General features: G+C 70.9%; 15 protein-coding genes, 2 pseudogenes and 1 riboswitch. Of the genes and pseudogenes, 9 read left to right on the top strand and 8 right to left on the bottom strand.

Features of this window, described 5'->3' with window-relative positions; translation table 11 throughout:
- Nucleotides 1-40: 40 nt before the first annotated feature.
- Nucleotides 41-1297: a metal-dependent hydrolase family protein gene (locus AC0T5L_RS19040; protein WP_476166793.1), complete on the bottom strand. Its 1257-nt coding sequence runs from the start codon at nt 1295-1297 to the stop codon at nt 41-43.
- A 119-nt stretch (nt 1298-1416) separates the two neighbouring features.
- On the opposite strand from AC0T5L_RS19040, the gene AC0T5L_RS19035 reads away from it, so the two are divergent.
- The 5 genes and pseudogenes from AC0T5L_RS19035 (at nt 1417) to AC0T5L_RS19015 (ending at nt 5271) form a co-directional block, all read left to right on the top strand.
- Nucleotides 1417-2250: a MurR/RpiR family transcriptional regulator gene (locus tag AC0T5L_RS19035; RefSeq protein WP_476166792.1), complete on the top strand. Its 834-nt coding sequence runs from the start codon at nt 1417-1419 to the stop codon at nt 2248-2250.
- A gap of 184 nt (nt 2251-2434) precedes the next feature.
- The gene (locus AC0T5L_RS19030; protein WP_476166791.1) at nt 2435-3865 is read left to right on the top strand and encodes a sodium:solute symporter family protein; all 1431 of its coding nucleotides are present in this window, start codon (nt 2435-2437) and stop codon (nt 3863-3865) included.
- Nucleotides 3866-3990: 125 nt separating this feature from the next.
- Nucleotides 3991-4389, top strand: a pseudogene (locus AC0T5L_RS19025) (RNA-guided endonuclease InsQ/TnpB family protein); the annotation flags it as partial.
- Between the two features lie 179 nt (nt 4390-4568).
- Nucleotides 4569-4748: pseudogene (locus AC0T5L_RS19020) on the top strand (MerR family transcriptional regulator); the annotation flags it as partial.
- 121 nt (nt 4749-4869) lie between these two features.
- A complete protein-coding gene (locus AC0T5L_RS19015; RefSeq protein ID WP_476166790.1) occupies nt 4870-5271 on the top strand; it encodes a VOC family protein in 402 nt (133 codons plus the stop codon).
- A gap of 83 nt (nt 5272-5354) precedes the next feature.
- Here the strand turns inward: AC0T5L_RS19015 and AC0T5L_RS19010 are convergent, their stop codons facing one another.
- The 4 genes from AC0T5L_RS19010 to gcvT form a co-directional block, all read right to left on the bottom strand.
- Nucleotides 5355-6767: an L-serine ammonia-lyase gene (locus tag AC0T5L_RS19010; protein WP_476166789.1), complete on the bottom strand. Its 1413-nt coding sequence runs from the start codon at nt 6765-6767 to the stop codon at nt 5355-5357.
- Between the two features lie 70 nt (nt 6768-6837).
- Nucleotides 6838-8106 carry a serine hydroxymethyltransferase gene (locus tag AC0T5L_RS19005; protein ID WP_476166788.1) on the bottom strand — a complete coding sequence of 423 codons (1269 nt, stop codon included), beginning with the start codon at nt 8104-8106 and terminating at the stop codon, nt 6838-6840.
- A 7-nt stretch (nt 8107-8113) separates the two neighbouring features.
- Nucleotides 8114-8494, bottom strand: coding sequence for a glycine cleavage system protein GcvH (gcvH, locus tag AC0T5L_RS19000; protein WP_476166787.1), 381 nt, complete (start codon nt 8492-8494; stop codon nt 8114-8116).
- Between the two features lie 156 nt (nt 8495-8650).
- Nucleotides 8651-9763, bottom strand: a complete 1113-nt coding sequence (gcvT, locus tag AC0T5L_RS18995; protein ID WP_476166786.1) for a glycine cleavage system aminomethyltransferase GcvT — start codon at nt 9761-9763, stop codon at nt 8651-8653.
- A gap of 143 nt (nt 9764-9906) precedes the next feature.
- Nucleotides 9907-10008, bottom strand: a riboswitch (glycine riboswitch).
- Nucleotides 10009-10398: 390 nt separating this feature from the next.
- Here gcvT and AC0T5L_RS18990 point away from each other — a divergent pair.
- On the top strand, nt 10399-11169 hold the full coding sequence (locus AC0T5L_RS18990) for a penicillin-binding transpeptidase domain-containing protein (protein ID WP_476166826.1): 771 nt from the start codon (nt 10399-10401) through the stop codon (nt 11167-11169).
- Nucleotides 11170-11378: 209 nt separating this feature from the next.
- Nucleotides 11379-12020, top strand: coding sequence for an amidohydrolase family protein (locus AC0T5L_RS18985; protein WP_476166785.1), 642 nt, complete (start codon nt 11379-11381; stop codon nt 12018-12020).
- Nucleotides 12021-12050: 30 nt separating this feature from the next.
- Here the strand turns inward: AC0T5L_RS18985 and AC0T5L_RS18980 are convergent, their stop codons facing one another.
- Both AC0T5L_RS18980 and AC0T5L_RS18975 read right to left on the bottom strand, forming a co-directional pair.
- Nucleotides 12051-13112: a 3-deoxy-7-phosphoheptulonate synthase gene (locus tag AC0T5L_RS18980; protein ID WP_476166784.1), complete on the bottom strand. Its 1062-nt coding sequence runs from the start codon at nt 13110-13112 to the stop codon at nt 12051-12053.
- Between the two features lie 248 nt (nt 13113-13360).
- Entirely contained in the window at nt 13361-15079 is a 1719-nt protein-coding gene (locus AC0T5L_RS18975; protein ID WP_476166783.1) for an AMP-binding protein, read from the bottom strand.
- 186 nt (nt 15080-15265) lie between these two features.
- Between AC0T5L_RS18975 and AC0T5L_RS18970 the strand changes: the two genes are divergently transcribed.
- Together AC0T5L_RS18970 and pip are read left to right on the top strand one after the other, a co-directional pair.
- Nucleotides 15266-16153, top strand: coding sequence for a DUF4429 domain-containing protein (locus tag AC0T5L_RS18970; RefSeq protein WP_476166782.1), 888 nt, complete (start codon nt 15266-15268; stop codon nt 16151-16153).
- Between the two features lie 101 nt (nt 16154-16254).
- Nucleotides 16255-17211, top strand: a complete 957-nt coding sequence (gene pip, locus AC0T5L_RS18965) for a prolyl aminopeptidase (protein WP_476166781.1) — start codon at nt 16255-16257, stop codon at nt 17209-17211.
- A gap of 91 nt (nt 17212-17302) precedes the next feature.
- Here pip and AC0T5L_RS18960 read toward each other — a convergent pair whose 3' ends face one another.
- Nucleotides 17303-19156 (bottom strand): DUF4153 domain-containing protein, encoded by a 1854-nt coding sequence (locus tag AC0T5L_RS18960; protein WP_476166780.1) that lies wholly within the window; start codon nt 19154-19156, stop codon nt 17303-17305.
- Nucleotides 19157-19340 lie beyond the last annotated feature (184 nt).

The raw sequence follows: 19340 nt of genomic DNA, 5'->3' as shown, positions 1-19340 counted from the left end.
GGCGTCAGGAACGCTCAGGGCCCTCCGCGGCGCCGGCCGGTCAGCGCGCGGTGCTCTGTCCGTGGCGCACCCGGCCGCCGCGCAGGACGGTGCGGATACTCTTCTCCGGGGCCGCGAGCACCCCGATGTCGGCGAGCGGGTCGCCGTCGACCACCACGAGGTCGGCACACGCACCGTCACGCAGGGTGCCGACGGTCCCCTCCAGCCCCAGGAGCCGCGCTGCGTTGACGGTGGCCGCGCGCAGGACGTCCGCGGCGGGCTGGACCCGGCCGCGGACAGCGAACTCCTCGCTCTGGTGGTCCTGCATACCCCCGAGCAGGTCACTGCCGAAGACCAGGTTCACGCCGGCCTCGTGGGCCATGCGCAGGGCGTCCAGGCCGCTGCTGAGCACGGCGTCGACCTTGTCCTGGCTGGCCGGAGGCAGACCGTTGCGGGCGCCCTGACGGGAGAGCTCCTGGTAGGTGACGAGGGTGGGCACCAGGTAGGCGTCGTGTTCCAGGAACAGCTCGATACTGCTCTCGTCGATGAGGTTGCCGTGCTCGATGCAGTGCACACCGAGCCGGAGCCCCCGGTTGACGGCGCGGGCCGTGTAGGCGTGCCCGGTGACGTAGCGGTTGGCCGCCTCGGCCTCCTCCACCACGGCCCGGATCTCGTCCTCGGAGGACTGGGTGGAGTCGATTCGGTCGGTGGGGGAGGCCACCCCGCCCGAGAGCATGATCTTGAGGTGGTGGGCACCGGTGCGCAGCTGTTCACGGGCCGCGCGGCGAAACTCCACGGGTCCGTCGCAGACGATGCCCGCCCCGGGGCAGCAGGCGTGGGTGTCGTTGCCCTGGCGGCCCGGCGCGCGGAAGTCGCCGTGGCCGCCGGTCTGTGACAGGGCCTTGCCGCCGAACATGAGCCGGGGGCCGTCGATGAGCTCCTCGTCGACGGCCCGCGCCAGCCCCCAGTCCCCTCCGGCGACGTCGCGGACGGTGGTGAAACCGCGCTTGAGCATGGAGTTGAGGGAACGGGCGGCGTAACTGGCGACGTAGGAGGGGGAGTGGTCCATCGCGGCGCCGAGGTCGGCGCTGAAGGCGGTCGGGTGTACGTGGGCGTCGATGAGGCCCGGCATGAGGGTGGCCCCCTCCAAATCGACGGCCTCGACCTCGGGACTGGCCTCGGGCGCGGGGCCCCGACCGCTGCCCGCGATACGGCCGTCCCGCACCAGGAGCCAGGAGTCCGGTGTCCGGGTGCCCGCCTCGGGGTCGAGCAGTCCGGCCCCCGTGAAGAGGATGTTCGGGTCTGACTGGCGGGTCATGAAGTACCTCCGTTGGTCGACGTGCTTGCAATATATGTTGCATTTGCGGTGAGGGCGAGTCCGGCGGCGGTGGTATCGCTTGGGGAGGCGGCGCGGCCGGGCGCCGGAACGGAGGAGCGATGGTGGACTGGTTCGAGGCCGCTCTCGGCGGCGGCCGCCTCGGCCGTGCGGCCGAACGCGTGGTCGGGGTGCTGCGGGACGAGCCGAGGTTCGCCTCCTACGCGAGTACCGCCGAGCTCGCCGAGCGGGCGGAGGTCAACGTCGCCACGGTGGTGCGGGCCGCGCAGGCCCTCGGGTTCACCGGCTGGCCCGCGCTCCGCGTCGAGCTGCGCTCGCGCTACCTGGCCTCGCTCAGCGCGGGAGAGGTCCTGGCCGAGCACGCCGGGGCCGACGCCGACCCGGTGCGCGAGGCCTTTCGCGCGGACAGGGAGGGGCTCCGGGCCCTGGAGCTGACCCTCGACCCCGGGAGGGTGCGCGCCCTGGCGGAGGCGGTCCACGGGGCGCGCAGGACGCGGGTGGTGGGCTCGGGGACCTTCGCGGCACCGGGCCTGCAACTCGCGCACGCCGCGGGGATCATGGGCTATGACGTGGAGCGCTTCGACGTCGGGGGAACGGCTCTGGTCAACGCGCTGGCACGGATGGGGCCGCAGGACCTGTTGCTGGCGTGCGACCTGTGGCGGCTGCCCGTCGCGCTGCGGGCGGCGGCGGAGGTGGCCCGTGGGCGGGACGTGCCGGTGGCGGTCATCACCGACAGGCGGGACTCCCCGCTGGTTGACGGGGCCGCGCACGTGCTCCTGGTCCCCAGCGAGGGCGTGGGCATGTTCCCCTCGCTCACCCCGACGATGGCGGTGGTCCACGCGGTGTTGGCCGAACTGGCCCGGATCGGCGGGGACGCGGTACTGGAGGCCGCGCGCGACACAGAGCGCCTGTGGGAGCAGTCGGAGCTCTTCTGAGCGTTCTTCGCGCGAGTGACCTGGGACGACGGTGCAGTGTCAGACCGGCGTGTTCTGAGTCACAGTGAATGCAATGAGTGTTGCATTTCACTGGGGGCGACTGCTTTCATGGCTCGGTCGGATCACCTCCGGTGGTTGATCCCTCCCTTCCGTATCCCCTGGTTCGAACCTCGCAAGGTGGCCCATGCAGACGACCCATCTGGTGATCCTCGCCGTGTACATCCTGGCGATGCTCGGGATCGCCCTCTACTTCGTTCGCTCCGGCAGGCTGCGCGGCGGTGACGACTTCCTCTTCGCCGGACGCAGCCTCCCCCGCCCGGTCATGATCGCCACCATGCTGGTCACCTGGGTCGGTTCGGGCACCGTCATCGGTGGCGCCAACTTCGCCTACACCTACGGCCCGACGGCCGGCCTGGTCTTCTTCGCGGGGACCCCGTTGGGCATCCTGGTCCTGCTCCTGGCGGCCCGCCGTATCCGCCGTGCGTCCAGGCACACCATCCCCGAGCTGCTGGAGGTGCGCTTCGGGATCGGTGTCCGCACCGTGGCCGCCGTGGTCACCACCATCGCCTTCCTGGGGCTCACCGCCTCCCAGTTCGTCGGCGGCGGATACGTCGTCAGCCTGGTCACACCGCTGTCCGCCACCCAGGGGACTCTGCTCGTCGCGGTCGTCGTGACGCTGCTGACCGTCAGCGGCGGCCTGTTCTCGGTCGCCTACACCGACTTCGTGTCGGCCATCGTGATCGTGCTCGGCCTGTTCGTGTCGCTGCCGCTGGTGTTCGCCGCGGTCGACGGGCCGGGCGCCTACTGGGACGGACTGCCGGAGCAGGCGACCACCTTCACCGGTGGGCTGACCGCCCTCCAGCTCCTGGGCTACTTCCTTCCGCTCTTCCTGCTGCTGCTCGCGGACCAGAACATGTACCAGCGCCTGGCCGCGGCCAAGAACGAACGGGAGGCCCGCACCTCGACCGTCGGCATGCTGTTGGGCAGCTTCTTCGTCTTCGTACCCGTCGTACTGCTCGCCACCGCCGCCGCGGTCCTGATGCCCGGCATCAACGGGGACATGGCGGTCCTGAGCCTGGCCTCGGAGGGGTATCTGCCCGCGGTGCTGGGCGGGCTGATCCTGGCCGGGGCGGTCGCCTTCGTCATCACGACCGGGTCCTCGTACATGCTCTCCTGCGCCTCCAACATCACCTACGACCTGTACGTGCGGTTCGCGGGGGAGGGCGCCGGCGAACGCCGCAAGCTCGTGATCCAGCGCCTGTCGGTCCTGGGCATCGCGCTCGCGGGCCTCGCGCTGAGCCTGTTCTTCCCGACCGTGCTGGAACTCCAGATGTACTCCTACACCGTCTACGGGGCTGCGATCACGCCGGTGGTCCTGTCGGTGCTGTTCTGGAGGCGCGCGACCACCGCGGGCGCGGTCGCGGCCCTGGTGGTCGGGGCCACCACCACCATCGGGTGGCAGATCGCCGGGACACCGGGCGACCTCAACGGGGTCGTCATCGCCCTTCCCGCCGCACTGGTGGCCCTGGCCGTGGTCAGCCTGGCCACCAGGGCGCCCGATCCCGACCGGGTGTCGGCGGTCGACGCCGCCGACTCGGCGGGCGCGAACTCCTGACCGGCAACGGGCCGCCGCCACGGCGGCGGCCGGAAGCCACCTCGCCGACGAGGGCATCGCGGAACCCGCCGGGTGGCCCGCGAAGGACGGTGGCGGATCAGCCTCCGGGATACCTGTCCGCACGGCACGCGAAGGTCGCCGACGCGCGCCGCGAGTTCCACCACCAGCTCTCCACGAAGATCATCGACGACAACCAAGCGGTGTTCGTGGAGGATCTGTGTGTGAAAGGGCTCGGGCGCACGAAGTTGGCCAAGGGTGTGCATGAGGCCGGGTGGTCGGCGTTCGTGCACATGCTGGAGTACAAGGCGAAACGGTACGGGCGCGCCTTCGCCAGGGTCGACCGGTTCCTACCGTCGTCGCAGACCTGCTCGGAGTGCTGGGTGGTCGACGGACCCAAACCCCTCAACGTGCGTACCTGGGCCTGTTCCGGGTGCGGTGCCGAACACGGCCGGGATGTGAACGCGTCCCGCATCGTGCTCGCCGCTGGACGGAGACTCGTCCCAGAGCGGGAAGCGGAGAGCTGAAACGCCGGGCCCCGCTGCGAGATCATGGCGAAGCCTTCGCAGTAGGGGCGGGAGGTCGGGTAGGACCATCACCCCATGGGTGGGGCACCGGCCGGCGAAACAGGAACCAGCGGACACCGCGAGGCGCACCGCGCCCATGGCCGCGAGGTCGTGGGAATCCCCGGGGTCCACCCCGAGGAGGACGTCAACAGCTGAGGATCGCCTCCCGCGCCCGCGAGCTCGTGGACGAGGGCACCCCGATCGAGGCCGCCTGCAAGATCATCATCCTGGAGGACCAGTTGGAGGAGGCGCTGCGGATCAATGAGGAGCTTCGCACCTCCGAGCCCGCCCCGCGGACCGACGAGCGGCCGTCCCCGTAAGCCGGCGCGGCTCTTCCGAACCGGGCGGGCCGTTCCGGTGCCGGAGGGGGACCCCGGCACGGTCCGACCCGCAGCGGCCAGGACTCCGTGAACTGTCGGCGCCCGGTGTTAGGTTCGCCACATGAGCCGAAAGACCTTCGTCAACCTGCCCGTCAAGAGCATCGACGCCACCCGCGAGTTCTTCAACGCGCTGGGTTTCGACTACGCCGCCGCCTTCTCCGACGACAAGGCGCTGTGCATGGTCGTCAACGACAGTTCCTTCGTCATGTTCCTGGCCGAACCGTTCTTCGCGGACTTCGTGCCCTCCGGGATAGCCGACACCTCAGCCGGGGCGGAGGTGATCACCTGTGTGAGCGTGGACAGCCGCGAGGACGTCGACCGGATCGCCGAGGCCGCGGCCGTGGCCGGGGCGACCAACGCCAACACCACCGAGCACACCGGTATGTACTCGCGCTCCTTCGCCGACCCCGACGGCCACCTGTGGGAGTTCCTGTACATGGACGAGGCCGCCACGATCTCCTGAGCCCCGCACCATCGCGCAGGGCGGGCACGAGACCTTCGGCCCGTGCTCGCCGGCGCGCCCCCGCCCCGTCCGGCGGCCGGCCCTCAGCACTCGATGACGTTGACGGCGAGACCGCCGCGACTCGTCTCCTTGTACTTGTCCATCATGTCGCGGCCGGTGTCGCGCATGGTCCTGATGACCTTGTCCAGGGACACGAAGTGGCTGCCGTCGCCGCGTAGCGCTATGCGGGCGGCGCTGATCGCCTTGACCGAGGCCAGCGCGTTGCGCTCGATGCACGGCACCTGCACCAGGCCGCCGATCGGGTCGCAGGTCAGCCCCAGGTTGTGCTCCATGGCGATCTCCGCGGCGTTCTCCACCTGGGCGGGGGTGCCGCCCAGCACTTCGGCCAGGCCGGCGGCGGCCATCGAGGAGGCGGAGCCCACCTCGCCCTGGCAGCCCACCTCGGCGCCGGAGATCGACGCGTTCTGTTTGAACAGGATGCCGATCGCCGCGGCGGTCAGCAGGAAACGCACCACGCCCTCGTCGCCCGCGCCCGGGCTGAAGTGCAGGTAGTAGTGCAGTACCGCGGGCACGATGCCCGCCGCCCCGTTGGTCGGCGCGGTCACCACACGGCCGCCCGCGGCGTTCTCCTCGTTCACCGCCAGTGCGTACAGCGTGATCCAGTCGCTACCGCGCATGGGATCGGAGTCCACGCTCGTCGGCGCCAGCAGGCCCGACTCGTCGCAGTTGCCGCCCAGCTGCCGGTACATGCGGTGCGCCCTGCGGGGCACCTTCAGCCCGCCGGGCAGGCTGCCCTCGGTGGTCACACCTCGGCGCACGCACTGGCGCATCGCCGCGCAGATGGTGAGCAGCTCGGCGCGGATCTCCTCCGGTGAGCGCCCGAACGCCTGCTCGTTGGCGAGCATCACAGCGCTGATCGACATCCCCGTCTCGGAGCAGATCCCCAGCAGCTCCTCGGCGCTGTCGAAGGGGTACGGCAGCGCGGTGTCGTCCGGCTTGATCCGGTCCGCGCCCACGGCCTGCTCGTCCACGACGAACCCGCCGCCCACCGAGTAGTACACCTTCGCGGCGAGCTCGGTTCCGTAGGAGTCCAGCGCCACGAACCGCATCCCGTTCGGGTGGTCGGGCAGGCTCTCCTTGCGCCGGAAATCCACGTCCACGGACGGGTCGAAGGCCACGGGCGGCCCCTCGGGCCCGCCCAGGTACAGGGTCCGCCCCTCGCGCACCCGTCCGACGAGCTCGGGTACCGAGTCCACGTCCACGTGCTCGGGGGTGTGCCCCATCAGTCCCAGGACCACGGCAGTGTCACTCCCGTGTCCCTTGCCGGTGAGGGCCAGGGATCCGTACAGTTCGGCCCGCACCCGGGCCGCGCCGTCGAGCAGTCCGCCCTCGCGCAGGCCGTCCACGAACGTGTGCGCGGCCTTCATAGGTCCGACCGTGTGCGAGCTGGACGGTCCGATACCGATCTTGAACAGGTCGAACACGCTGATGGCCATGGCTGTCCTCCTCGTTGAGTACAGGGCCGGGATGTGCCGTGCGGGGCACCGGGCCCCGCACGGCGGGGCTCTACAGGTTCGGGTAGAGCGGGTACTTCGCGGTCAGTGCCTGTACGCGGCCGCGCAGCGCGGCGGCGTCGAACTCCGGCTTGAGCGCCTCGGCGATGACGTCCGCGACCTCGGCGAAGTCCTCGTCGCCGAAACCGCGGGTGGCCAGGGCCGGGGTGCCGATCCGCAGGCCGGACGTGACCATCGGCGGACGCGGGTCGTTGGGCACCGCGTTGCGGTTGACCGTGATCCCGATCGAGTGCAGGCGGTCCTCGGCCTCCTTGCCGTTGAGCTCGGAGTTCACCAGGTCCACCAGGGCCAGGTGCACGTCCGTGCCCCCCGAGAGCACCTTCACGCCGACCTCGGTCATGTCCGGACGGGTCAGCCGCTCGGCGAGCAGCTTCGCGCCGGATACGGTGCGCCGCTGGCGCCCGGCGAACTCCTCGCCCGCCGCGACCTTGAGCGAGACCGCCTTGGCCGCGATCACGTGCTCCAGCGGCCCGCCCTGCATACCGGGGAACACCGCGGAGTTGATCTTCTTGCCGTACTCCGCCTTGGCCAGGATCATGCCGCCGCGCGGGCCGCCCAGGGTCTTGTGCGTGGTGGTGGTGACCACGTCGGCGTGCGGCACCGGGTTGGGGTGCAGCCCCGCCGCGACCAGACCGGCGAAGTGCGCCATGTCCACCATCAGCAGTGCGCCGACCGAGTCGGCGATCTTGCGGAAGCGGGCGAAGTCCAGCTGGCGAGGGTAGGCCGACCAGCCGGCGACGATCATCTTGGGCCGGTGCTCCTCGGCGAGCGCCTCGATCTCGTCGTAGTCGACGGTGCCGTCCTCGTCGCGCACGTGGTAGGCCACCGCGTTGAGGATCTTGCCGGAGTAGTTGATCTTCATGCCGTGGGTCAGGTGGCCGCCGTGGGCCAGGTCCAGACCCAGGATGGTGTCATCCGGCTTGAGCAGCGCGAAGTACACGGCCGTGTTGGCCTGCGCACCCGAGTGCGGCTGCACGTTCGCGTGCTCGGCGCCGAACAGCTCCTTGGCGCGGTCGATCGCGAGCTGTTCGACGACGTCGACGTGCTCGCACCCGCCGTAGTAGCGGCGACCGGGGTAGCCCTCCGCGTACTTGTTGGTCAGGACGGTGCCCTGCGCCTCGATGACCGCCTGGGGGGCGAAGTTCTCCGAGGCGATCATCTCCAGGGTGTCGCGCTGGCGGGCCAGCTCCGCGTCGACCGCGGCCGACACCTCGGGGTCCAGTTCGCCCAGCGTCTGGTTGAGCGTGTTGTCAGTAGCCATCGTGGGCCTACTCCTCGCCTTCGGTCAGTTTGGTGTACTCCTCGGCGGAGAGCAGATCGGAGGGCTCCTCGGAGAGCCGCACCCTGAACAGCCACCCGGCCCCGAAGGGGGCGGAGTTGACCGCCTCGGGCTCGTTTTCGAGGGCCTCGTTGACCTCGACGACCTCGCCGCTGACCGGTGAGTAGATGTCACTGACGGACTTGGTGGACTCCACCTCGCCGCACGGCTCGCCCGCGGACACCTCGCTGCCGGCCTCGGGCATCTCGACGTAGACGATGTCACCCAGGGCCTCGGCGGCGAACGAGGTGATCCCGACGGTGGCGACCCCGTCCTCGACCACGACCCACTCGTGTTTGGCGGTGTAACCCAGCTCCGTGGGAACGCTCACTTCAACTCTCCTTGGAGGTGTTCCATTTTCCTGCCGCGCGCCCGTACGGCTGCCCGGCCCGGCCTACGCCCGGTCGCGCCCCGTGCGTGCGGGTCCCTCCGTGGGGGATCCCGCCGCGCGGGGCGTGCGGGCCTTCGGGGTGTGAAGGCCCCTGCTCTACGACTGCCGCTTGTAGAACGGCAGTTCGACCACGTCGACGTCCTCGCCCCGTCCGCGCACGTCCACGGTGAACGTGCCGGTCGAGGTGTCGAGGTCGCCGTCCACGTAGGCCATGGCGATGGGGCGGCCCAGGGTGGGAGAGGGCGCGCCGCTGGTGATGGTTCCGACGACCGTGCCGTCGCGCAGTACGTTCTGGTCCTTGCGCAGCGGGCGGCGACCGCGTGCGAGGAGGCCGATGAGGCGGCGGGGACGGGAGGTGCGCGAGGCTTCCTCCAAGGCGGCCCGGCCCACGAAGTCGCCCTTGTCGAACTTGACCACCCGGCCCAGGCCGGCGTCGAAGGGGGTGAGGTCGGCGGTGAGCTCCTGCCCGTACAGCGGCATCCCGGCCTCCAGGCGCAGGGTGTCGCGGGCCGAGAGCCCGGCGGGCACGAGGCCGTGCTTCTCCCCTTCGGCCAGGAGGGCGTCCCACACCTTGGGGGCCCGCGTGGCGGGCCTGACGAAGATCTCGAAGCCGTCCTCGCCGGTGTAGCCGGTACGGGCGAGCAGGACGGGTTCACCGGCGACGGTGTGCTCGTACCCGGCGTAGTAGCGGATGTCGTCCAGGTTCGCGTCGGTCAGCGGCGCCAGGACGTCCACGGCGCGCGGACCCTGGACGGCGATCAGGGCGTGGTCGGCGGACTCGTCGGCGACCTCGGTGTCGAAGCCGGAGGCCCGCTCGGCCAGGGCGGAGGCCACGACCGGCACATTGGCGGCGTTGGCCACGACGAGGTACTCCTCCTCGCCGAGCCGGTAGACGATGAGGTCGTCCAGGACCCCGCCGTCCTCGGCGGTGATCATGCTGTACCGGGCCCGGCCCACCTTGACCCGGGACAGGTGCCCCACCATCGCGTAGTCCAGGGCGTCGGCGGCCTGCGGTCCGGTCAGCCGGATCTCACCCATGTGGGAGAGGTCGAACAGGCCCGCGGCCTCGCGCACCGCCCTGTGTTCGGCGGTCTCGCTGCCGTAGCGCAGCGGCATGAGCCATCCGGCGAAGTCGACGAGGGTGGCGCCGGCCTTCTCGTGGGCCTCGCGCAGCGCCGTGGCGCGCGGCGCGGATGCGGGCTCTGACATGGGAACTCCCGAGAGGATGGGCGTCGTGACGTACGTGGCGTTGCCATCCTCCCCCTCTGTCATCGGTGCCTGAGAGCTTCGCCATGCCTCGGCGTGGCTTGCACCTTCGGCGAGAGACGGTCGTCCCTGCTTTCCAGAGTGGTCTCGCCCGTACGGTCCACTGTGCCTGAGAGGTTGTCTTCGGGGAGGAATTGCTCCTTCGGCGGCCCGTGCTGGATACGCGGGCACTCTCCCGTACGGGGTCAGCAACACGTTCAGCCTAGCAGCGGCCGCACACGGCCCCCAAGAGTGCCCGGAGCTGCCCCCGGTGGAGCCGTGGCCGCCCGCCTCCGAGCCCGGCACCTCGCCGGACCCCGGACCGGTGTCCCCGCCGTCACCGCCCTCTGGCGGGGTCGAGAGGTTAGCGTGTGCCGAGGACGGGCTTTTGTCGTGTGGAGGGGATGGCGAATGCGAACCGACACCGGGGACGGGTCCCGGAGGCTGCGGGGGACGGTACGCGGCCTGCCCGCGCTGGCCGCCGGATGCGTCCTCACCCTGGCCGCGGGGACCGGGTGCGCCGAGTCCGGGCAGGGCGGCGGGCCACGGGAGACGGGGATCCGGCCGGGTCCTCCGGGGACGGCCCGGAGGCCGGTGCCCTGACCCGGGGCGACGTGGCCGCCGAGGAGCGCGAGGACCTGGAGGCGGTGTTCTCCGAGGAGGGGGTCGTGGGCGCCTTCGCGCTCTACGACGTGCGGGAGCGGAGGGCGACCGTGGTCGGGCCCGAGGAGGCCCATGAGCGCGCGGTGCCCGCGTCCACCTTCAAGATCCCCAACACCCTGATCGGGCTACAGACGGGCGCGGTCGAGGACGTGGACGAGGTGCTGTCCTACGGCGGCGGGTCCCAGCGGGTGCCCGAGTGGGAGCGGGACATGTCCCTGCGTGAAGCCTTTCCCGCCTCCAACCTGTCCGTCTACCAGGAACTGGCCCGCAGGGTCGGGCACGAGCGGATGGTGACCTGGGTGGACCGATTCGACTACGGAAACCGGTCGGTGGGCGACGCGGACTCGGTGGACGGGTTCTGGCTGGACGGTCCGCTGGAGATCTCCGCCATGGAGCAGACCTCATTCCTGGCCGACCTGGCCCTCGCCGACCTGCCCGTGGACACGGAGCACCAGCGGGCGCTCCAGGAGATCGCCACCGTGGAGGAGGGCGACGGCTACACCCTGTGCGCCAAGACCGGGTGGGCCACGGGCGTCGAGCCCGCGCCGGGCTGGTGGGTCGGCTGGGTCGAGCGAGGCGAGGAACTGTACACCTTCGCGCTGCGTATCGAACTCGAGGAGGACGGGCAGGAGGAGTTGCGGGTGTCGCTGGGACGCGAACTGCTCGTGGAGCTGGAGGTCCTGCCGCCGGAGGCCGCCGGGGAGTGATCCCGTCGGGCCCGGGGCGGTCGGAGCGGCCGCGGACACCCCGGAGTACGGATCCGGGAGGCGCGGCGGCCTCGGGTCGTCTGGAGGGAGGGCACTGAGGTCCGAGGACACGACGGTCACGGTCCGGGGCGGGACCGTGTTCGACGGAACCGGCACCGGGCCGCCGTCCGGACTGGGTGGTCGTGGCGCGCGGCGGACGGATCGACTGGATGGGTCCCGCCGCGGACGCCCCGAGGATCGGCGGGCCGCACCACGAGATCGACGTGACCGGGTGCACCGTCCTGCCCGGGTTCGTCGACACCCACGTGCACATGGTCATGTCCGGCGACGGCATGAACCCGGCCGACCTGGTGGACCAGCCGCCGCACTACGGCTACGAGATCGGCGAGCGCGGGATCGACATGATGGGGGAGCGCGGCGCCTTCCTGGTGCCCACCCTGGCCACGGCCACCGCTCGGCCCGACCCGGCGAAGTCGGCGGACGACGCCGTAGCCAAGAAGCTCAGGCTCCAGGAACACCTGAGCGAGCGCGTGTCCGCGGCCCTGCGCGCCGGGGTGCGTGTGGCCCTGGGGACCGACTCCGGTGTCTGCTCGCACGGCCGCAACCTGCGTGAACTCGCACTGCTCGTGGAACACGGCCTGAGCACAGAGGCCGCCCTGTTCGCCGGGACCCGGGACGCGGCCGAACTCGTGGGCCTGGCCGACGAGATCGGCACGCTGGAGATCGGCAAGCGGGCCGACATCGTCGTCTGCGCCGGGGACCCCCTCACCGACATCGCGGTGGCGGCGGGCCCGAGCAGCATCACCGCGGTGGTCGAGGACGGGGCCGTGCACAAGGACATCCGCGCCTGAGCGGACGCGGATGCCCTCGCGTGTCCGTCGTCAGGCGGCGTTCTTGCGGCGCTGACGCACGGACTCGGCCAGCTGGGACAGCACCTCGCCGGTGGTCTCCCAACCCATGCACTTGTCGGTGATCGACTGGCCGTAGGTCAGGTCGGCCGGGTCCCCCAGCTTCTGGGCGCCCTCGACGATGAAGCTCTCCAGCATGACACCGACGATGCCCTTCTGGCCCTCGGCGACCTGGGCGGCGATCGCGGCGGTCACACCGGGCTGGCGGGTGTGGTCCTTGCCGCTGTTGGCGTGGCTGGCGTCGATCATCAGGCGGCGGGGCAGCCCGGCGCCCTCGATGACCTCCAGGGCCGCGTTGACCGGCTCGGCGCCGTAGTTGGGGCCGCTGCGTCCGCCGCGCAGGATGACGTGGCAGTCCGGGTTGCCGTTGGTCTCGACCACGGAACCGGCACCGGCCGGGTCGATCCCGAAGAAGGTGTGCGAGGCGGCCGCGGCTCCGACGGCGTCCACGGCCACCTGGACGTCGCCGTCGGTGCCGTTCTTGAAGCCCACGGGTGTGCTCAGGCCGCTGCTCAGCTGGCGGTGCACCTGGCTCTCGGTGGTGCGCGCCCCGATGGCGCCCCAGGAGACGACGTCGGCGATGTACTGGGGGGTGATGGGGTCGAGGAACTCGGTCCCGGCGGGCAGCCCCAGCGAGTTGATGTCCAGCAGGAGCTTGCGCGCGGTACGCAGGCCGCGGTGCACGTCGTAGGTGTCGTCCAGGCCGGGGTCGTTGATCAGGCCCTTCCATCCCACGGTGGTGCGCGGCTTCTCGAAGTACACGCGCATCACGACGCACAGCTCGTCGCGCAGGGAGGGCGCCAGCTCGGCCAGGCGGCGGGCGTAGTCCATGGCGGACTCGGGGTCGTGCACCGAGCAGGGGCCCACGACGACCAGCAGGCGGTCGTCGTCGCCGTCCAGTACCCGCTTGACCTCGGCGCGCGAGTCCTCCACCAGGGAGTTGCGCTCGGGACCCAGCGGGAGCTCGGCCAGTAGGTCCCTGGGGGCGATGAGCGGCTTGTAACTGGCCACCCGTGTGTCGTTCGTGCTCGGCATGGTGTTCCCCTTGGGTCCCGTCTGTCCTTTTTCGCTGTCGTCATGAAAGCTGTCGTCATGAAAACAGTAGCGCGGCCGGACACGGGCGGCACGGTCGCACGGGTATTTCGGCACGGGTCGCGCGATGGGAAAGAACACACCGGTTTGGCGGCCGAAAAAGCGTCTCATTTTGTGAGACGTAATTTCCGCGGCTCCCGGGCAATTGTCCGGGTGGCCGCCGGAACGGGCCGGGACTGTCCCCGGCCCGGTCACTCCTTCAGCCCTGGGAAGTCCTCCTCCCAGTACTCGTGCGGGTTGCGCACGCTGTCGGTGACCGTGCCGCGCTCGGCCTCGGCCTGGCGCAGCTGCACTCGACGAATCTTACCGGAGACGGTCTTGGGCAGCTCGGCGAACTCCAGGCGGCGTACCCTCTTGTGCGGTGACAGGCGCTCGCGCGCGTACGCCAGGACCGCCCGCGCGGTCTCGGCGTCCGGGGCCGCCCCCTCGGCCAGCGCCACGTACGCCTTGGCCACCGCGAGCCGCAGCGGGTCGGGCGAGGGGACGACGGCGGCCTCGGCCACGTATTCGTGCTCGATCAGAACACTTTCCAGCTCGAATGGTGAGATTCGGTAATCTGAGGCCTTGAACACGTCGTCGGATCGGCCGATATAGGTAATGTAACCGTTCGAATCCCGCCTGGCGATGTCACCGGTGTGGTAGCGGCTGCTGCTGGTCACCTCCCGGGTGAGTCCGGGGCTGTCGGCGTATCCCTTCATCAGCCCCACGGGTATCTCGGCCATCTCCACGCATATCTGTCCGGTGTCGGACGGTTCGTCGGTGGCCGGGTCCGCCAGCACCACGTCGTACCCGGGCAGCTCCCGCCCCATCGACCCGGGCACCACCTCCTGGCCGGGGCCGTTGCCGAGCAGCATGGTCGTCTCGGTCTGCCCGAACCCGTCGCGGACGGTCACGCCCCACGCCTCGCGCACCCGGTTCACCACCTCGGCGTTGAGCGGCTCGCCGGTGGCCAGCGCCTCGCGCAGTCCCACGTCCCACGAGGCCGGGTCGGCCTGCAAGAGCATCCGCCACACCGTGGGAGGTGCGCACAGGGTGTCCACACCGCAGCGCACCACCTCGTCCAGCAGCCGTCCGTTGTCGAACTGCTCCTGGTTGACCACCAGTACCGTCGCCTCGGCGTTCCACGGCGCGAACACGCTGCCGTAGGCGTGCTTGGCCCAGCCGGGCGCGGACACGTTCAGGTGGATGTCGCCAGGCTGCGCACCCAGCCAGTACATGGTCGACAGGTGCCCCACCGGATACGAGCGCTGGGTGTGGGTGACCAGCTTGGGCCGGGAGGCCGTTCCGGAGGTGAAGTACTGCAACAGGGGATCGTCGGGGTGGATGGGGTGCGGCGGGTGAAAGTCCAGCCCGGCGTGCTCGGAGTCGGCGTAGCTCAGCCATCCCTCCACGTAGCCCACGCAGATCCGCGTCCAGTGCCCCCGCAGCGACACGAACTTCTCCGTCTCCGTCGCCGCGCAGACCACGTGTGCGATGTCGCCGCGCTCCAGACGGTCCAGCAGGTCGCTCTCGGACAGGGCGACGGGGGTCGGGGCGACGACGGCGCCGAGCTTGATCGCGGCGAGCAGCGTCTCCCACAGCTCCACCTGGTTGCCGAGCATCACCATGATCCGGTCGCCCGCGTGCACACCCTGGTTGCTCAGCCAGTTCGCCACCTGGCTGGAGCGCTCCGACATCTGCCGGTAGGTGTGCTTGGCCTGACTCCCGTCGGCCTCCACGATCCACAGCGCCGTCCGGTCCGGGCGCCGTTCGGCCAGTTCGTCGAAGTAGTCCAGTGCCCAGTTGAACTGGTCCGGCCGGGGCCAGACGAACTCGCGGTGCGCCGTCTGCTGGTCCTCGCGGTGCCTCAGGAGCAGGTCCCGTGCGGCGAGGAACTCCGCCGCACCCGCGGCGGCCTTCTCTCTCGACATCTCTGGCGACCTCCGGTTCGGGGACAGGGCGCCGACCGCACTGTCCGCGGCCCCGCCCGGGCAAAGGAGCGGTGGAACGGGTGTGCCCCGCTGGTCCTACCCGGGATGCACGGCACCGATGCTTCACCGGTGACGGCCCCGACACCCCTCGGGCACCACCCCCGCCTGGCTCTAGGATTGGTGCACATGGAGGAACTGCGCGGGCACCATGGAACCTGGCGAATCGATGACGAGACGGTACGTATACGTTCCGGCTCCAACCGCAAGGTGCCCACCCTGCTCAAGTCCCTGGGCAGCTGCTCGGTTCCGCTGGCCGCCGTCGACGAGGTCGACTTCGACCGCGGCGACCGCAAGCACGGGTGGCGGCTGCGGTTGCGGCTGGCGGGGGGTACCGACCCCTACGCGGCCCTGGGCGCTCCTGGCCATGACACGCTCACCCCGCTGCTGATCACCGGCCCGAACGACAGTGAGCTCCTCGCCGAGTACTTCTCCGAGCAGATCGCCGTCTCGGCCCGCTTCGCCCGCGAGACCCTCACCGGGGAACTCGACCCGGGCGAGGTGGCCAGGGGACTGGTGGCCCGCCCTCCGCTCCAAGCGCGTACCGCCGAGGGATCGGTCTCCTTCGACGGAACCCGTGTGCGCCTGCAATGGGACGGCTGGCTCTCCACCACGGTCAAGGGGAAGGAGAAGTCCCGCGAGTACCACTTGTCCGAGATCGAGTCCGCCCAGTGGTATCCGCCGGTCGACGTCACCGAGGGACACCTGCGTATCGTCCTGCGCGGCGTGACCATCCCCGAGGCCACCGCGCTGGACAACGACTTCTTCACGCTGGCGTCGCACGGTTCCAAGGGCAGCGAGGAGACCCTGTTGATGGCGGCCACCATCAACGCCCACGTCGCCGCGGCGGAGGAGCCGGGGACGGGGGCCGCCGCGCTCGGTCCCGGGCCGGCGGCCGTCGACGGCAGCGAGGCGATCTTCGCCAAGATCCGCGAGTTGGGACGCCTGCACGCCGAGGGGCTGCTCACCGACGAGGAGTTCAGCGCCAAGAAGGCCCAGCTCCTCGACCGGATCTGACCGGCGCTCTCCGACCAGGTGCCCGCCGGACATCCCCGGCCACGGCACTTCCTCCCTCGGGAACCGCCCGGGGAGGACACGTCCACGAAAGGGCTCACGCTTTGCGCACCTTGTACCCGCCCATCGAGCCGTACGACTCAGGGATGCTCGATGCCGGTGACGGTCACCATGTCTACTGGGAGCTGTGCGGCAACCCCGCGGGCAAGCCGGTGGTGTTCCTGCACGGGGGCCCCGGCGGCGGCTGTACACCGGACCACCGCAGGCTCTTCGACCCCGAGCGGTACCGGATCCTGCTGTTCGACCAGCGCAACTGCGGCCGCTCCACTCCGCACGCCAGTCACATGGACACCGACCTGTCCACCAACACCACGTGGACGCTGGTGGAGGACATGGAGCGGCTGCGCGAGATGATCGGCGCCGAGACCTGGCAGGTCTTCGGCGGCTCCTGGGGCAGCTGCCTGGCGCTGGCCTACGCCCAGAAGTACCCCGACCGCGTCAGCGAGCTGATCGTGCGCGGTATCTTCACACTGCGCGACGAGGAGATCGCCTGGTTCTACCAGCACGGCGCGTCCATGCTCTTCCCGGACCTGTGGGAGGAGTACCTGGCACCGATCCCGGAGGGGGAGCGCGACGACCTGGTCGACGCCTACTCCCGCCGCCTCGCCTCGCCCGACCGCGACGTGCGCCTGGAGGCGGCCCGCGCGTGGAGCGTGTGGGAGGGGTCCACGGTCACCCTGCTGCCAAACCCGGCGCTGCGCGAGCACCACGCCGACGAGGACTACGCGCTGGCGTTCGCGCGCATCGAGAACCACTACTTCCACAACCGCGGGTTCCTCACCCCGGACCAGCTCATCGACGGCGCGGAGAGGATCCGTCACATCCCGGGCGTGATCGTGCAGGGCCGCTACGACGTGTGTACCCCTGCCCACACCGCCTACCAACTGCACAAGGCGTGGCCGGAAGCGGAGTTCCACCTCGTGGACGACGCCGGACACGCGTTCAACGAGCCCGGCATCCTGGACCAACTGATCGAGGCGACCGACCGCTTCGCGCGGTAGGAGGCCCGGCCCCGGGGCGCGGCGGACGGCGCCCCGGGGAGTGCCCGGGCCCCGAAACCCGTGTGTTCCCGGCCCCCGGACCGGTGCTGGTTCAGTACCGAGCCCAGCAGACCTCGACGAACTCCGGGTGGAAGGACACGTCCTCCAACTGGGCGTGCGCCCGGTGCCGGGACAGGTTCCACGACGAGAACCCGTCCTCCTCCGCGTGCCAGTCCAGACGCTCCTTCAGCGCGCCCAGCGAGCATTCGCGGTCCGTGCCCTCCAGTTCCAACAGGCCGGGTACCGCGTCGGCGGACAGACCGCGCAGGTACTGGGTGTCGACACTGGACAGGTCCAGGTCGTGGTGGCTCTCCGCGATGCGCAGGTCCGGGTTGCCGTAGGCGAACACGGCCAGGGCCACCCCGGCCAAGGCGGCCGTGACGCGGGGCAGCCAGGCCGCCGACCGGCCCAGGGTGTCGAGCACGCCCGCCGCGATCACCAGGCCGAACACACCGGCGCTCCACATGATCCAGGCCTGGGCGCTGACCCGCATCCGGGTCAGGCCGAAGGTGTCGATGTACAGCTGTAGGCGCATCATCGCCGAGACGAGGATGACCAGGGTGAGCACGCACAGCGCCCCGAGCAGGGCGTTGCGCAGGAGGCGGGTGGAGGTCGGCCGGTGCGGCAGGACACGTACGGCCGCCGCGATGACGCACAGGACGAGCACGCTCACCGCGGTCAGCTGGAAGAAGCCCTGGCGGGCGTACTCGGCGTAGATGACACCGGCGACCCGCTGGACGTAGTCGTCGCCGCCGAACATGGCCACGGCCTGCACCGCGAGGAACGCGGTGAACAGCGCGGCCAGGGCGCTGAGCGGGACCGTCCACACCCACACCGGCAGGGGCCTTCGCGACGGGGCCGCGTCCGCCGCTGTGGGGCGGGGAGCGGGGCGGTGCGCGTGGCGACGACGGGCGGTCAGTACCGCGGCGCCGGTGAGGAGGATGGCCGTCACCATGGCGAACAGGTCGTTGAGCGGTCCGAACGCGTCCGGTTCCGAGAAGAGCCCCGAGAACATCTGGGCCAGGTAGCTGGCGAACACCGCGTCGGCGAAGGCGAACAGCATGCCGAAGACGAACAGCAGGCCGACCGTGATCAGGATGGTGAGCAGGACGGGTCCGAGCAGGTGGCGGGACCGCGTGCCGCGCAGTGGAGCGGTCAGGAACCGGGGCGTGGAGGGCAGGTTGCGGAGCAGGGCGAGGGAGCCGGTGACGACGCCGACCGCGCCCTGGCGCGAGGCGGGGTTGCGGGCGGCGAAGGCCATCGAGGCGAAGAGGAAGGACGCGGTCAGCGTCCAGAAGAGCACCCATCCCGCGTCGCGGAACGCCGCCGTGAACAGCAGTGCGGCGGCGAGCACTCCGTAGGTCGCCGACCAGGTGTAGGCGTAGCGGTCGGGCTGCGGCCCGGGTTCCGGGGCGGCGGACTCACGGGGCGGTGCCCCGGCTCCGTCGGACGTGTCCCCGGCTTCTGCCTCCTTGCCCGGAGCTTGCTCCGGGGGCTGGCCCTCCCGTGTCCCGGGTGACTCAGGGGTTGTGGTCGTCTCGGCGTCGTCGGGGGTGTCCCCACGCTGCGACTCCCCGTCTCCGGACTCGTCCGGAGGAGCAGCGCTCTCCACGGACGCGTCGGGGGCCTGGCCGTCTTCGCTCTCCGAGACTCCGGCGGGCTCGGGCTCGGGCTCGGAGCCAGGCTCGGGCCCGGCCTCCTCGTCCTCTTCTTCCTCCTCAGCCTCCACGCCGCTCTCGGGGATGGCGGGGCGCACCATGAGTGCGGCGAGCGCGGTCAGTCCGGCGACCACACCGGTGATGACCAGGCCGATCCCGGGCCGGTCGAGCGTGGCCAGCAGCGCGGCCACCACGCCGACGCCGAGCACGGCCACCGGCAGCCACGCGGGCGCTTGGGGCAGTGGCACCCAGGACCTGGGGGGTCGGCGGTACACCTGCTGGTACCTCTGCGCGTAGGTGTACCCCCGTGCGTAGGCGTGGTGCTCGAACGGGGGGCCGTAGCGGGGCGGCCCCGGGGAAGTACCTGGCGGAGGGAACGGATCCGGGGGCCTGTACGGCCCGGGCGCGGACTCCGGCTCCGTCCTCTGTCGA

The sequence above is a fragment of the Nocardiopsis sp. TRM 82005 genome (assembly GCF_056312425.1).
This window is presented reverse-complemented; position numbering and strand designations above follow the sequence as displayed.